15 protein-coding genes and 1 pseudogene are annotated in these 13,469 nt (G+C 59.1%); 5 read left to right on the forward strand and 11 right to left on the reverse strand.

Annotated features, from left to right (window positions below; translation table 11 throughout):
• From BM174_RS21250 to BM174_RS13870, 5 genes and pseudogenes are all read left to right on the forward strand, one after another.
• Positions 1 to 233 (forward strand): annotated as a pseudogene (locus BM174_RS21250) (hypothetical protein); the annotation flags it as partial.
• A gap of 24 nt (positions 234 to 257) precedes the next feature.
• Complete coding sequence (gene merF / locus BM174_RS13855; RefSeq protein ID WP_245766375.1) at positions 258 to 644, forward strand: mercury resistance system transport protein MerF; 387 nt, start codon at positions 258 to 260, stop codon at positions 642 to 644.
• A gap of 135 nt (positions 645 to 779) precedes the next feature.
• A complete protein-coding gene (gene merA, locus BM174_RS13860; protein WP_093924459.1) occupies positions 780 to 2,210 on the forward strand; it encodes a mercury(II) reductase in 1,431 nt (476 codons plus the stop codon).
• 46 nt (positions 2,211 to 2,256) lie between these two features.
• Positions 2,257 to 2,934 (forward strand): organomercurial lyase, encoded by a 678-nt coding sequence (gene merB, locus BM174_RS13865; RefSeq protein WP_177209491.1) that lies wholly within the window; start codon positions 2,257 to 2,259, stop codon positions 2,932 to 2,934.
• Positions 2,935 to 3,082: 148 nt separating this feature from the next.
• Positions 3,083 to 4,348 (forward strand): dihydrolipoyl dehydrogenase family protein, encoded by a 1,266-nt coding sequence (locus tag BM174_RS13870; protein ID WP_245766376.1) that lies wholly within the window; start codon positions 3,083 to 3,085, stop codon positions 4,346 to 4,348.
• 543 nt (positions 4,349 to 4,891) lie between these two features.
• Here BM174_RS13870 and BM174_RS13875 read toward each other — a convergent pair.
• The 11 genes from BM174_RS13875 to BM174_RS13925 all read right to left on the reverse strand — a co-directional run bounded on the left by BM174_RS13875 (position 4,892) and on the right by BM174_RS13925 (position 13,232).
• Positions 4,892 to 6,091, reverse strand: a complete 1,200-nt coding sequence (locus tag BM174_RS13875; protein ID WP_093924461.1) for an IS91 family transposase — start codon at positions 6,089 to 6,091, stop codon at positions 4,892 to 4,894.
• Between the two features lie 12 nt (positions 6,092 to 6,103).
• The gene (locus BM174_RS13880) at positions 6,104 to 6,991 is read right to left on the reverse strand and encodes a tyrosine-type recombinase/integrase (protein ID WP_093924462.1); all 888 of its coding nucleotides are present in this window, start codon (positions 6,989 to 6,991) and stop codon (positions 6,104 to 6,106) included.
• A gap of 246 nt (positions 6,992 to 7,237) precedes the next feature.
• The gene (locus tag BM174_RS13885) at positions 7,238 to 7,618 is read right to left on the reverse strand and encodes a hypothetical protein (RefSeq protein ID WP_245766377.1); all 381 of its coding nucleotides are present in this window, start codon (positions 7,616 to 7,618) and stop codon (positions 7,238 to 7,240) included.
• Between the two features lie 501 nt (positions 7,619 to 8,119).
• A complete protein-coding gene (gene ureG, locus BM174_RS13890; protein ID WP_093924463.1) occupies positions 8,120 to 8,737 on the reverse strand; it encodes an urease accessory protein UreG in 618 nt (205 codons plus the stop codon).
• Complete coding sequence (locus tag BM174_RS13895) at positions 8,734 to 9,369, reverse strand: urease accessory protein UreF (RefSeq protein ID WP_093924638.1); 636 nt, start codon at positions 9,367 to 9,369, stop codon at positions 8,734 to 8,736. The genes ureG and BM174_RS13895 overlap by 4 nt, the downstream gene beginning before the upstream one ends.
• Positions 9,359 to 9,832, reverse strand: a complete 474-nt coding sequence (ureE, locus tag BM174_RS13900; RefSeq protein ID WP_093924464.1) for an urease accessory protein UreE — start codon at positions 9,830 to 9,832, stop codon at positions 9,359 to 9,361. Before ureE ends, BM174_RS13895 begins: the two co-directional genes overlap by 11 nt.
• Before the next feature lie 8 nt (positions 9,833 to 9,840).
• Positions 9,841 to 11,577: an urease subunit alpha gene (gene ureC / locus BM174_RS13905; RefSeq protein ID WP_093924465.1), complete on the reverse strand. Its 1,737-nt coding sequence runs from the start codon at positions 11,575 to 11,577 to the stop codon at positions 9,841 to 9,843.
• Complete coding sequence (locus BM174_RS13910) at positions 11,577 to 11,882, reverse strand: urease subunit beta (RefSeq protein ID WP_093924466.1); 306 nt, start codon at positions 11,880 to 11,882, stop codon at positions 11,577 to 11,579. The genes ureC and BM174_RS13910 overlap by 1 nt, the downstream gene beginning before the upstream one ends.
• Complete coding sequence (locus BM174_RS13915; protein WP_093924467.1) at positions 11,879 to 12,067, reverse strand: hypothetical protein; 189 nt, start codon at positions 12,065 to 12,067, stop codon at positions 11,879 to 11,881. Before BM174_RS13915 ends, BM174_RS13910 begins: the two co-directional genes overlap by 4 nt.
• A 12-nt stretch (positions 12,068 to 12,079) precedes the next feature.
• Positions 12,080 to 12,382: an urease subunit gamma gene (locus BM174_RS13920; protein WP_093924468.1), complete on the reverse strand. Its 303-nt coding sequence runs from the start codon at positions 12,380 to 12,382 to the stop codon at positions 12,080 to 12,082.
• A gap of 1 nt (position 12,383) precedes the next feature.
• Positions 12,384 to 13,232, reverse strand: a complete 849-nt coding sequence (locus BM174_RS13925) for an urease accessory protein UreD (RefSeq protein ID WP_093924639.1) — start codon at positions 13,230 to 13,232, stop codon at positions 12,384 to 12,386.
• Positions 13,233 to 13,469 lie beyond the last annotated feature (237 nt).

The raw sequence follows: 13,469 nt of genomic DNA on the forward strand, positions 1-13,469 counted from the left end.
ACGAGGTGCGTGATAACTTGATGGGCGGGCTGCTGGCTTTCGGAATTGCGACTCCGGTTGTGGTCGCGTGCTGCGGTGGTGGCACGGCTCTGCTGGCTGCCACGTTCAGTAAATTTGGAGCCTGGCTGTCAGGTTTTTGGCGCACTTTCCATCGCGCTTTTGGCAGCGCTCGCCTTCCTTGTCGTTCGCGAAGTCCGGCGATCTGCCAAACGCCGCGCCCCGTATCCCAATAATTTTTCAGACAGAAAGAGTGTTACTTGACCCAGAATACTGAAAACCCCGACCGCATGCTGAAATGGGGGCTGGGCGGCGCGCTTTTTGCTGCCCTGTGCTGCTTCACCCCGCTATTGGTCATCGTCGTGGCCGGTGTCGGACTGTCGGCTTTGACCGGCTGGCTCGACTACGCGCTGTTTCCCCTGCTGTTCTTTTGTCTCGCCGTTGTGTCGCAGGCGCTCTGGCTGCGTGCAGGCAAGCCGGGTCCGGCTCCAAAAATCTGGGCTTCTGCGATTGCCGCTGCGCTGTCGTTCATAATCATCTGGATCGAGTTCCGCTTTGCTCTGCGGATCACGGCTGGCGCTTTTGTAGCTGTCGGGGTCTACGCCCTTTTCCTCAATAAGGCGAAATCTAAAGGAGCTGCACGATGATGATGGGGTCTTGCACTGCGGTTGGCATGTTCTTCGGAATGCTTGGCATGTTGACGCCGCTTATAGCCATTGGTGCGATCATTTATTTGGTCGTTGCCAAACGAAAAAACTCTGATCTGCACGAGGCACGCTGAAATGAAAGATATCAACATGAATGACGACGGTAACGGAAGCTATGATCTGATTGTCATCGGCGCAGGCTCGGCGGGTTTCTCCGCATCCATTACAGCCTCCGATGCTGGGAAGCGTGTCGCACTGGTCGGGCATGGCACCATCGGAGGTACTTGCGTGAACTTCGGGTGCGTGCCGTCCAAGGCGATGATCCGCGCGGCAGAGGCGATCCACGGCGCACAGGCGGCCAAGCGGTTCCCCGGTGTTTCAGGACAGGCCCAAGTTGATGACTGGAGCACCTTGGTGGAGTCAAAGGACGACTTGGTCGCAACCATGCGGCAGAAGAAATACGCAGACCTGCTGCCGGAGTATCCGGGTGTCGATTACATCGACGCTGGCCCGGCAAAACTGATCAAGGGCGGCGTGATGATTGGAAGCCGCACCCTGACTGCGCCCAAGATCATCATCGCGACGGGTGGCCACTCTATCTTGCCAACCATCGACGGTATTGCGGATGTAGGTGCTTTGGACAGCAAGAGCATGCTTGAGCTGAAAACCTTGCCCGAAAGCCTGATCTTCTTGGGGGCGGGCTACATCGGTGCGGAGCTGGCGCAAATGATGAGTCGGATGGGCGTGAAGGTTACGGTCGTCGCGCGCTCGCATCTGTTGCCGGGTGCCGAACCGGAAGTGTCTGAGGCTTTGGCAGATGCGTTCATGGCCGAGGGGATCACGCTGCTGACCGGCCTGAGCTACGATAGTGTGCGCCGTGATGCGGCGGGCGTAACCTTGCGCGTCATGCAGAGCGGGGAGCCTGTCGAGGTCACCGCGGATCATCTTGTCTCCACCGCTGGCAGACGCGCCAATATCGAAGGAATGGGCTTGGATGAAATCGGCGTAGAAACCGACGTGCGCGGGTCCATCATGATTGGCGACGACATGCAGACGTCGGTGCCCGGCATCTATGCGGCGGGCGACGTGACCGACCGCGACCAATTCGTCTATATGGCAGCCTACGGGGCAAAGCTGGCCGTGAAAAACGCTGTTCTCGGCGATGATCAGCGCTATGAGAATGCCGCCATGCCTTGGGTCGTCTTCTCCGATCCGCAGGTTGCCGGCGTCGGGCTGAGCGAACAGCAGGCGCGGGATGCGGGGTTTGACGTGAAAACCTCTGTCGTGCCGCTCGATCAGGTGCCGCGCGCACTTGCCGCCCGTGACCCACGTGGCTTGATTAAACTGGTGGCGGATAGGGCTACAGATAAGCTGCTGGGTGGCCAGATCATCGCGCCTGAAGGGTCCGACACCATCCAGACGCTGGTCATGGCATTGAAGTTCGGCATGACAACCAAAGACCTCGGCGCAACGATCTTTCCGTATCTGACCACCGTAGAAGGCCTGAAGCTCGCGGCCCAGACCTTCGATATGGATGTCGCAAAACTGAGCTGCTGTGCAGGATAAACGACAAAAAGTTATGACCAATGATCCTCACACAATGAGCTTGGATATGTCAGTCGTGACCGATCCCGATGTTGCGAATGCCCTGCCGCAGTTGCTGACCGAATGGCGCGCGCGCAAGCAATGGGACACAATGTCCGTGCCAGCACGTGACCTGCATCTGGCGATCCTGAAGGCATTTTTGAACCACGGCCAACCGCCAAAGGTTGACCCGCAAGATAAGGCGTTGCTTGACGACCTTGAGGCGCGGAATCTGATCGTCATGGACGGTGAAACCATCCAGCACGCCTATTCTTTCTCCAACGGTGATATGCCGCATAGCGTGACAATAGCCGGCATAACCAATCATACGGTCTGCGCGATCGATGCGTTTGGCGCATCTGCGATGGTGGGCCTCCCGGGGGAGGTTCGGTTCGACTGCGGCGCGTGCGGCGATTGCGTTTCGGTCAAGATCGGGGATCAGGGGCTGACCCTGTTGGAGGCCGAACCGCAGGATGCACGGATCTGGGCCGGTATAGTCGAGGATGGCGGATGTGCAGCCTCCAGTCAGTGTCAGTCAATGATCGGGTTTTGCAGTGAAGCTCACCTTGAGAGCTGGCGGGGCCAACAGAGTGGCGACACCAATGGCTTTTCGTTCAGTGCAGCACAGGCGCTGCAAGCGGGCTCAGCGACATTCCGGCCGTTCATGGCACATGACGCTAAGCCGATACAGCGGCCAAGCGAATAACACGCCTGTCGTGCTGCGCAAACACTTGAGATGCCTTCAGCGAAAGAGACTAACCATGAATAATTCAAATAAATACGACTTGATCGTCATCGGCGCAGGCATGGCTGGCGTCGCGGCCGCGAATAAATGCGGCGCGGCAGGCTGACGTGTGGCTATCGTTGATGCGTTGCCCTACGGCGGCACCTGCGCCTTGCGGGGCTGTGATCCCAAGAAAATCTTGCGGCGCGGCGCTGAAATCGTCGATGCCGCGCGGCTTATGGAGGGCAAAGGGATCGATCCCAGCGGGCTGAAGATCAACTGGTCGGATCTGATGGCCCACAAGCGCGGCTTTACCGACCCGGTCCCGGATAAGATGGAAAAGGGTCTGACCGGAAACGGTGTCGAAACACTGCACGGTGCTGCGCGGTTTACCGGCACCAACACGCTCGAAGTTGACGACCAGCCCTATCAGTCAAAACGTATCCTTGTCGCTGCTGGTGCGATTCCGAGACCGGTTAGCTTCACCGGTGCCGATTTGATGATCGACAGCACGGATTTTTTGAACCTCGAAGCCTTGCCCAAGCGTATCTTGTTTGTCGGGGGTGGGTTCGTATCTTTTGAGTTTGCACATATCGCCGCACGTGCTGGGGCCGAGCCTATCATCATAGATCGCGGGGCCCGCCCGCTGAACGCTTTTGACCCCGATCTGGTCGAGATGCTCATCGCGCGCAGTGCCGCTGTCGGTGTGGACTTGCAACGCGAAACCGAGATCGTCTCGATCACAGCATCTGAGGCGGGCTTTGCCGTTGAAGTGAAAACAGGCGACCAGACGACGACCATTGAGACCGATCTGGTCGTGCATGGCGCGGGTCGCATCGCCGCCCTTGCAGACCTGAACCTTGAGGCCGCTGGCGTCTCTTATGGCGACAAGGGCATTATCGTGGCCCCGCATCTGCAAAGTACGACGAACGACGCCGTGTTTGCCGCCGGAGATTCCGCCGACACGAAGGGCATGCCGCTGACGCCCGTTGCCGTAATCGAGGGCAAGGTCGCCGCATCGAACATGCTCAAGGAGCAGAAGATCGTGCCGGACTATTCGGGCATTCCAACGGCAGTGTTTACGGTACCCGAACTTGCCCGCGTCGGCATGTTAGAGGTCGAGGCCAAAGAGGCCGGTCACGATGTCGACGTCCGATTCACTGATACTGGCGGCTGGTATTCGAACTACCGGATCGGGGAAACCTCAGCAGCTGCGAAGGTTTTAGTCGACAAGTCGGACGGTAAGATCTTGGGCGCACACCTTTTTGGACCGGAATATGGCGAGTTGATCAACTTTTTCGGGCTGGCGATCAAAATGGGCCTGACTGCAAAACAGCTCAAGTCGATGACGGCTGTCTATCCCAGCGTTGGATCTGATTTAGGATCACTAATCTAACTGGGAGGGTATAGCCTTCCTACAACTTGGGGGCCGTTCATTCGCGCCTGAGTTTCTCAAAGCGGACCTTGGCATCTGGAAGGCCGAGGTCAATTTTTTTCCGCGAACTGAGAATTCGAATAATGCCAGATATTGCGCTTGCAGCGAAAGTCCGGTTTGAGGGGCCGCACCGCAGCATCGCTGAAGATGGTTGGAGGTCGGCTTTGGTGAAGGAATTCCGATGCGGGCCATTGTGTAAGATTTCCACACGGACTGACTGTGGCCCGCGTTGGAAATCCTCCCAAGGTGGAAGCCGCGGGAGACTTGGATCAGGCTATGGGGAAAGTGCGCGTGCGGTCGAGGCCGCGGGTGCAACCTGCGCCCCGACAGAGGGGTCGCAGGCCTTGGATTCCGGTCTGGTCCTGCGCCTGACGTGTGGATTTCCCGGCGGTGAAGGTTGCCCAAGACCTTTCAGGCAGCAGCCGGAGGCATTGGGCGCATGGCTTCGTGACCGGGACTGCGGGAACAGCCGGTGGTTTGCGAAGGCGGTGAACGGGTGTTGCGTCATGCGGCATGCTCCCTCGGTGGTGCGCGAGACATGGGTTTCTGACCGCGCCGAAAGATCTCGATGATGCGCATCGGGCCGCCGCAGCAGGGGCATGGTTCGCGCAGGGTGAGCGGGATGATCTCGGCTGCCGGTGTAGGCGGGGTGGCCTGTTCTGGATGCGGTGTCCCGAGCAATGTGCGGATATTTGCGATATTGACCTTGCGGGTCGCGCTGGCCAGCAGGCCATAGTGCCGGATACGATGGAAGCCATCGGGCAGAACATGGATCAGGAAACGGCGTATGAACTCGGGGGTGGCCAACCGCATCACCTTTTGCCTGTCACCAGACTTGATGCGGTAGTCCTTCCATCGGAAGGAGACCGTCTCGGCATCAGCGCTGACCAGACGGGTGTTAGAGATCGCCACTCGGTGGGTGTAGCGGCTGAGATAGGCCAGCACCGCGTCAGGCCCGCCGAAGGGCGGTTTGGCATAGACCACCCAGTCGGTTTTACGGAATGGAGCGAGCCATGCAGTGAAGGCGCGCGTGTCCGCCAGCCCAGCCAGATCGTTGAAGAAGACCAACTGCCCGGAGCGCTGCAGGCCCATCAATCCTTCCAGAAACAGACGTCTGAACAGACGCGACAGCACCCGCACGTGAAGAAAGAACCCCGGCTTGCAGGCGATCCATCTCGTGCCATCGGGCGACAGGCCGCCGCCCGGCACGATCATGTGGATGTGAGGGTGGTGGGTCAGTGCTGACCCCCAAGTATGCAGGACGCTGGTGATGCCGACCCGTGCGCCGAGACGTTTGGGATCTACCGAGATAGTCATTACCGTTTCTGCCGACGCCCTGAACAACAATCCATAGATTGCTTTCTTGTTCCAATGGGCGATCCGGGCAATCTCCGCTGGCAGGGTAAAGACCACGTGGAAATATTCCACCGGCAGCAGGTCCTCGGCGCGCGCTTCCATCCAGTCGCGCGCCGCTGGCCCCTGGCATTTGGGACAATGCCGGTTCTTGCAAGAGTTGTAAGAGATGTGATGGTGGCCGCATTTGGCACAGCCAGCCACGTGCCCGCCGAGCGCCTCGGTTCGGCAGGCCTCAATGGCTGACATCACCTTGAGCTGGGAGAGGCTGACATGCCCCGCATTGGCCTGCCGCCACGCAGGGCCATACTTGCGGAGGATGTCAGCAAGCTCCAGCTTTGGACGGGACAACGTCCGCGCCTGTCATTCCAGACTTCGCTTCACCGTCTGATCCTGCAGCTTGGCCAGCATCTCGTAGGGGCTGATCGTGTCGCGGATCGTCTTGGTGGCCACATGGGTGTATCGCGCGGTGGTCGTCAGTTTGGCGTGGCCGAGCAGGACCTGTATCACGCGCACGTCCGTGTTGGCCTCCAGCAGATGCGTCGCAAAGCTGTGCCGCAATGTGTGCAGCGTCGCGGCCTTCTTCACGCCTGCCATGTGCTTGGCCGATGTGAATGCGCGGTTCAATTGGCGTGGTGAGATCGGGTTAATCTTCGGCTTACCCGGAAACAGCCACCCTTCCGGCCGCGCCTCGCGCCAATAGGTGCGCAGCAGCTCCAGCAATCCCGGCGAGAGCATAACCTTGCGGTCTTTCTGGCCCTTTCCCTGCTCAATATGGATCAGCATGCGGTCGCTGTCGATGTCGTCGATTTTGAGGTTACAGACCTCGGCGGCCCGCAGACCTGCGCCGTAGGAAATGCTCAGTGCAGCGCGATACTTCAATCCCGGCCCTGGCGTGGCCATCAGAATATCAGACACTTCCTCGACGCTGAACACCACGGGCAACCTGCGCGGCTGTGTGCGGAACTGCATGTAGCGCTTCATCTCCTCGCGCCCGCAGGTCATGCCGAAGAAAAACCTCAGCGCGACAATGCGCGCGTTGAAGGTCGTGGGCGTGATTCCGGCATCGGTCATATGGAGTTGATAGGCGCGCAGGTCCTCCGGTGAGGCCGTATCCGGTGATCGCCCGAGAAAAGCGGCGAAATCCTTGATTGCTCGAATGTGGGCCTTCTGAGCTTTATCGCCCATCCCGCGAATGCGCATGTCTTCGATCATCCGCTCGCGCAGCGGCGTGGTTCTCTCCTCCGTCATTTGAACCTCCTGTCTGATGATTGAGAGGACCCAATCGTCAGGCAGAATCGCCGGTTGCCAAATGCACAGATCTCAAATCAATGCTGAACGCCCGATACAGGCACCATTGCCGCGCGAGCGGCTTCGTCCATGGGCCGAGAGCGAGCCGGGAGAAGGTCGGCGAGAGGGCCTTCGCTGACTATCATGAGCCTTCCCAGATGAGTTCCAGCGCCGCACTATGTGGGGTCCACGGCGGCGCCGGTGAGGTTAATTCGTGCAGGTAATTGGAGCGCCTTCTTGAACGAGTTTTTGCCAATCAGCTCCGAGCGTCTGCCTCGCTGAGAGTGCATTCTTCGCTTCCGGCGAACGAGCATCTATCAATTGGACAACCATTCCTTGTTCATTGATGCCCGACCAGCCATCATAACCCGTCGTGTCACCTTGGATAATGAATAGATCATGGCCGCGACGGATCACTTCTACGGCAGCGGTGCGAAATGCCACGTTCCGAGTACCCGCTGAGCCGCAAGCGGGCGCTCCGCGAGTTGAAACCTTGAAGCTGGTCTGCGAAAGCTGCTGAACATCGGTGGTTGCACATGCCGAAAGAGTTAATGCAATCGCTGTGATCGAGAATAAAAGACGTCTCAATTGGGTATCCTTTGTCAAAATGTAAGTTTCAAAAATCTACTGGCCAAGATAAATCGATACAACCATTGGGGGAAGCCGGGCTCAATCAGGGGCTATTTTGTTGCATTTGAGTTACGTCGCAACGCGATGGGCAATAACTTTAGACCTGCTATTCGCGGCACTTTCAACAGATTGCAGGACAAGGCTGGCAGCAACAGCCTTCATGAAGGGCGGATAGCGGACTTTTGCTGCAAGTGCGGACTGGTAGTGGGTCAACGGCAAGAGCTGACATGAAATAAGCCACGGATTGAGAGTTCTTTCTGCGATGCGGAAGGCGGTTGTTAGTGCAAACTGCCGAACGGTGCAGAGGAGAGTTTTGCGGATGCAGCAAAGTCAGCCCCGACGCGACCGTCCAACTGCGGACGGTCGCATTTGTGCACCAAACGAGTGTCCCATTGTCCATAAAGGACGGGGATAAAATATACCCTGCGGTTTCTCTCGCCATTAGATTTCAGACTCACCTTAGGCGGTAATGCCCCCAATTTCTGATAGATGCGCAAGGACCTCTGCGAGTCCCTCTCCAGATTTGAGTGAGCAGAATACGGTCGGCAGTGAAGGTCTCATTCTGGCACTGTCGCGGACCATCACATCAAGCGACGCCCCGACATGGGGCGCGAGATCGGTTTTGTTGATCACCAGAATATCGGACTTTGTAATTGCTGGCCCGCCTTTGCGCGGGATCTCTTCGCCGGCTGCGACGTCGATCACATACAAGGTTACGTCGGCCAGTTCGGGGCTGAAAGTAGCGGACAGATTGTCACCGCCACTTTCAATAAATACAATCTCAAGATCCGGATGGCGTGCCACCATTTCTGCCACCGCAGCCAGATTGATTGAGGCGTCTTCGCGAATCGCGGTATGGGGGCAACCGCCGGTTTCCACTCCGATGATGCGGTCCTGCGGCAGCACCTGCATGCGCATTAGGGCTTCTGCGTCCTCCTGCGTATAAATATCATTCGTGATCACCGCGATTGAAAGCTTGTCGCGCAAGGCTTTGCACATGGCGGCGGTCAGCGTCGTCTTGCCCGCCCCGACCGGACCACCGATGCCCACCCGCAGAGGGCCATTCCTACCTGTCATGTGCGAAAAATCCTCGAATACTGGGTTTCGTGTCTCATTGAAGCGATGTCGCTCAGGAAGGCGGTGGAGGAGAGGTCTTCCAATGAGCCTTTCATGGCTGCGTCAGCGATTTCGATGCATGTTGCGGCGAGCTCTTTGATGACAATCTGCCCATCAGTCTGGCCCAAGGGGATAAGCCGCATCCCAGCCGCCGCCAGATTTGAGATGAAGCCGTGCAGAAAGACCTGCATTGTTTGATCAAGAGGCAGGCCGTGCAACCGCGCGGCGAATCCGACAGCGACCGGATAGGTCATCACGGGCATGTCGATATTCCAAATATCACGGGTGGCGCGGCTGAAGGCCTCGCCTTGCAGGACCGTTTCCCTCAACCGTTCGGCGGAGGGCGCGAAGGCACGGGCATGGGCATCAACGTCGGTTACGTCTTCAGTCCGATACGCGGCGCAGAGGAACAAAGCGTCGGTTCGACCTGCACCGTGACGCAGGACGGTCTCTAACCAAGCCTGCAGCGTTTCACGGTCGGTAACTTGCTGCGCATCCACCGCCCATTCCAGTCCGTGGCTATAGGCAAATGCCCCAATCGGATAGGAGGGTGAAAGCCACTGGACCAGCGTGAGAAATTGGTCAGTGCGCATGGTCGTGAACGTGGCCATGATCGTGTCCATGTGTGCGCCCGTGACCATAGGCACCGCCCTCGGGTCGGAAGGGTTCCAAAATCTCGCGCACCTGCGCCCCGATCAGGTGCAGCATGTTTCGGATCACATGATCGCGCTGGATCAACAGCCGGTCAGCCTCGATCTGGCAGGGGGCATGGCGGTTGCCCACATGCCACGCGATCCGCACCAGATCGGCGCCCGTGATCTCCAGCAGCTCCTCTTCCGCCGCGACAACTTCAATATGGCGACCATCCTCTAACTCAAACGCGTCTCCATGATCCAGGGAGGTCGTATGCGCCAGATCGACAAGAAAGCGGCTTCCTTGAGCCGTGGTCAGCACCTTGCGTCGCAGGAAACGGCCTTCATAGGTCAGCTCGATCGTGTCGAAGGCATCAGACCACTCGGCGGCGCGGCGGATATTATGGCTGGCAATAGGGGGCATGATGTCTCTCAGAACAGGAAGTAGCGTTGGGCCATGGGCAGGACCGATGCGGGCTCGCAAGTTAGCAACTCACCGTCGGCACGGACCTCGTAGGTCTCGGGGTTCACGTCGATTTTCGGGGTGGCCGTGTTGAGCAATAGATCCTTCTTGCCGATGTCACGGGTATTGCGCACCGCGATGGTCTGCTTGGCGAGGCCGAGGCTTTTGCCGATCCCCTCGGCTTGGGCCGCTTCGCTGACGAAAACCACTGCCGAGTTCTCTACGGACCGGCCGAACGCCCCGAACATCGGACGGGAGTAAACCGGCTGCGGTGTCGGGATCGACGCATTCGGGTCGCCCATCTGCGCCATGACAATGCTGCCGCCGAGCAAAACCATCTCGGGTTTCACCCCGAAAAACGCGGGGTTCCACAGCACCAGATCGGCGCGTTTGCCCTCTTCAATGCTACCGATCTCGCGAGAGATGCCGTGGGCAATCGCGGGGTTGATGGTGTATTTAGCGATGTAGCGGCGGACGCGGAAATTGTCATTGTCGCCGGCTTCCTCAGCCAGACGCCCGCGCTGTTTCTTCATCTTGTCGGCGGTTTGCCATGTGCGGATCAGCACCTCACCTACGCGACCCATGGCCTGACTGTCCGACGCGATGATACTGAACGCGCCCATGTCGTGCAAAATATCCTCGGCGGCGATGGTCTCACGCCGGATGCGGCTTTCGGCAAAGGCGACATCTTCGGGGATAGATTTATCAAGGTGGTGACAGACCATGAGCATGTCGAGGTGCTCTTCAAGGGTGTTGACGGTGAACGGCCGCGTGGGGTTGGTAGAAGACGGCAGAACATGCTCTTCGCCGCAGATTTTGATGATGTCGGGCGCATGACCGCCGCCCGCGCCTTCGGTGTGAAAAGCATGGATCGTGCGGCCCTTGAGCGCCGCGACCGTATGTTCGACAAAGCCGGATTCGTTGAGCGTGTCGGTGTGGATCATCACTTGAACGTCCATTGCGTCGGCCACCGTCAAGCAGCAGTCGATGGCCGCAGGGGTGGTGCCCCAGTCCTCATGTAGTTTCAACGCGCAGGCCCCTGCCTTCACCTGTTCCTCAAGCGCTGCTGGCAGCGAAGCGTTGCCCTTTCCGGCGAAGGCGAGATTCATCGGAAAGGCGTCAGCGGCCTGAAGCATGCGCCCGATGTGCCAGCCGCCGGGGGTGCAGGTGGTGGCCAGCGTACCGTGAGCGGGGCCAGTGCCGCCGCCGAGCATCGTGGTCAGACCCGAATGCAGAGCATCTTCGATCTGCTGCGGGCAAATGAAATGGATGTGGCTGTCGAAACCGCCTGCGGTGAGGATGCGGCCTTCTCCGGCGATGATCTCGGTTCCTGGCCCGATGATGATGCTAACGGCCGGTTGGGTGTCGGGGTTGCCAGCTTTGCCGATTCTAGCGATCCGCCCGTCCTTGAGGCCGACATCCGCCTTGTAGATACCCGAGTGGTCGACGATTAGCGCGTTGGTAATCACGGTATCGACTGCCCCGCCTGCGCGGGTGACCTGAGACTGCCCCATGCCATCGCGGATCACTTTGCCGCCCCCGAACTTGACTTCTTCGCCGTAGGTGAGCGTATTGCTCCCCGTCCTTTCGGCAGTCAGGTCTCGCTCGACCTCGATGACGAGTTCGGTATCGGCCAGGCGCACCCTGTCGCCAGTTGTGGGGCCGAACATGGCGGCGTAATCACCGCGTTTGATGGATGCAGGCATCAGAGGCCTCCCATTACGGCCTGATTAAAGCCGAATATCCGGCGCGCTCCGGCGATTGGGATCAGGTGGACTTCACGACGCTGGCCGGGTTCGAACCGCACAGCAGTGCCCGCCGCAATATCGAGACGGCAGCCACGCGCCGCGTCACGGTCAAACGCCAGTGCCGGATTGCTTTCAGCAAAATGATAGTGGCTGCCGACCTGCACCGGACGGTCACCGGTATTGGCGACCATCAGCGTGATCGCCTCGCGGTCGGGGTTTAGCGTCAGGGTCCCTGGGGCGGGAAAGACCTCGCCCGGGATCATGGCCGCGATACCGCTTTGCGGCGGCGCACTAAGACAACTGACACCACGCCTGCGGTGGCCAATGACGCAGCAAGCCAGTTGAACTCACCCGTATGTGCATGGGCCGATGGCTCGACATGCGCCAGTGCGGGCGCGGCCGTAATAGCGGCGAAGGTGGCGAAAGCGAAAAGCTGTGAACGGATCATTGGGTAAGGTCCTTATCTGATCGGGTTGTGAACCGTGACGAGTTTGGTCCCGTCAAGGAATGTGGCTTCTACCTGCACTTCGGGAATCATCTCGGAGATACCTTCCATGCATTGCGCGCGCGTGATGACATGGGCTCCTGCCTGCATCATATCCGCGACGCTGCGGCCATCACGCGCGCCCTCGACGACCGCGTCGGTGATCAGCGCGATGGCCTCTGGGTGGTTCAATTTGACGCCGCGCGCGAGGCGCTTGCGGGCCACTTCGGCCGCCATGGAAATCAACAGTTTGTCGCGTTCACGAGGGGTTAGTTGCATGTCAGGTCATCCAGGATCGGGGAAGCGCATCAGCGCTGAGTTGGCGCAAGATTGGGATCAGCGAGCGCCGTAATTCAAAGCTGTCTGGCGCAAGTATACGCGCAACCAAGAGGTCGGCGCCGATCAGGCTTGCCCCTCCCGAAGCGGGCAGGAGTGCGCGGAGTCTGGGCAAATGCGCTTCGGCATCGGGGGCGACGTAGACGACTGTCGCCAAAGCGCCGGCCCCGCTAGCAATATTTGCTGAGGCCAGATGCGCGGTCACATCGCCTTGCAACGAGATGGCGTCGAGGTAAAGCGGCCGCCCCTCGCGCCGAACCTCGATGCGGTCTTTAAAGTTGATCGCGCGAAGTTCTTCCCCCATCGCAGCACGGCCAAAAACCAATGGCTCGACCAACAGCAGGGATGCTCCTTCGTCCAGATCAATCGACAACCGCCGCTGCAATGCGCAGGCCTCATAGAGGATGGTCTCTTGCGGCAGCCAATGCAGCGTGGCTCCGCGTCTCACCATAAGCCGGTTGCGAATTTCGGCGACCTGATCCGGTTGGGCGCGGTAGGCGCGTTCGGCGGCCTGTGTGGTCAGAGTGAGAAAGGCATCTTCTTCGGCGCAGGCGTTCAGGGCGAAGTCATCGCCCCCCGTCACCCCGCCTGCCGTGTTGATCACAATGGCCTGCAAGGCGGCGCTGTCGGGCCTTGGAAAGAGCAACTTCATCGCGCCGGACTGGTGCAGATCAGTAATGACCGAGTGCTCGGACAGCCGCTTGGCCCGCACCATAACGGCACCGATGGCACGCGGTTGTGCCGCGAGACTGGCCGCTCTGGGTATGATCGCCGCGCGTGTAATCTGTCGCATTCCAAAGATGGGTTGGGTTACCTGGTACCCACCACATGCATGGTGCCGTGTCATCGAATAGGCGCTTTTTACGCCTTGGCGCGTCTTGCGATGCTGAATGATTAAGCATCAATTTTGGCAGCAGATTAAATTTTAGGCGCAAGGCGACGAATATCTCCGGAGGGGCGAGATGTGGCTTGCCAGTTTCGCTGCGACGCAGAAACGATCACCTTGCCATCCCGACCGCGCACAGTGTCG

This window comes from Sulfitobacter brevis (assembly GCF_900112755.1).
Taxonomy (GTDB): domain Bacteria; phylum Pseudomonadota; class Alphaproteobacteria; order Rhodobacterales; family Rhodobacteraceae; genus Sulfitobacter; species Sulfitobacter brevis.

Excerpts from the sequence above, each read along its gene's own strand:
- merA (WP_093924459.1), top strand. The coding sequence starts at position 780 with ATGAAAGATATCAACATGAATGACGACGGTAACGGAAGCTATGATCTG.
- merB (WP_177209491.1), top strand. The coding sequence starts at position 2,257 with ATGTCAGTCGTGACCGATCCCGATGTTGCGAATGCCCTGCCGCAGTTG.
- BM174_RS13880 (WP_093924462.1), bottom strand. The coding sequence starts at position 6,991 with ATGACGGAGGAGAGAACCACGCCGCTGCGCGAGCGGATGATCGAAGAC.
- ureG (WP_093924463.1), bottom strand. The coding sequence starts at position 8,737 with ATGACAGGTAGGAATGGCCCTCTGCGGGTGGGCATCGGTGGTCCGGTC.
- BM174_RS13895 (WP_093924638.1), bottom strand. The coding sequence starts at position 9,369 with ATGCGCACTGACCAATTTCTCACGCTGGTCCAGTGGCTTTCACCCTCC.
- ureE (WP_093924464.1), bottom strand. The coding sequence starts at position 9,832 with ATGCCCCCTATTGCCAGCCATAATATCCGCCGCGCCGCCGAGTGGTCT.
- ureC (WP_093924465.1), bottom strand. The coding sequence starts at position 11,577 with ATGCCTGCATCCATCAAACGCGGTGATTACGCCGCCATGTTCGGCCCC.
- BM174_RS13910 (WP_093924466.1), bottom strand. The coding sequence starts at position 11,882 with ATGATCCCGGGCGAGGTCTTTCCCGCCCCAGGGACCCTGACGCTAAAC.
- BM174_RS13915 (WP_093924467.1), bottom strand. The coding sequence starts at position 12,067 with ATGATCCGTTCACAGCTTTTCGCTTTCGCCACCTTCGCCGCTATTACG.
- BM174_RS13920 (WP_093924468.1), bottom strand. The coding sequence starts at position 12,382 with ATGCAACTAACCCCTCGTGAACGCGACAAACTGTTGATTTCCATGGCG.
- BM174_RS13925 (WP_093924639.1), bottom strand. The coding sequence starts at position 13,232 with ATGCGACAGATTACACGCGCGGCGATCATACCCAGAGCGGCCAGTCTC.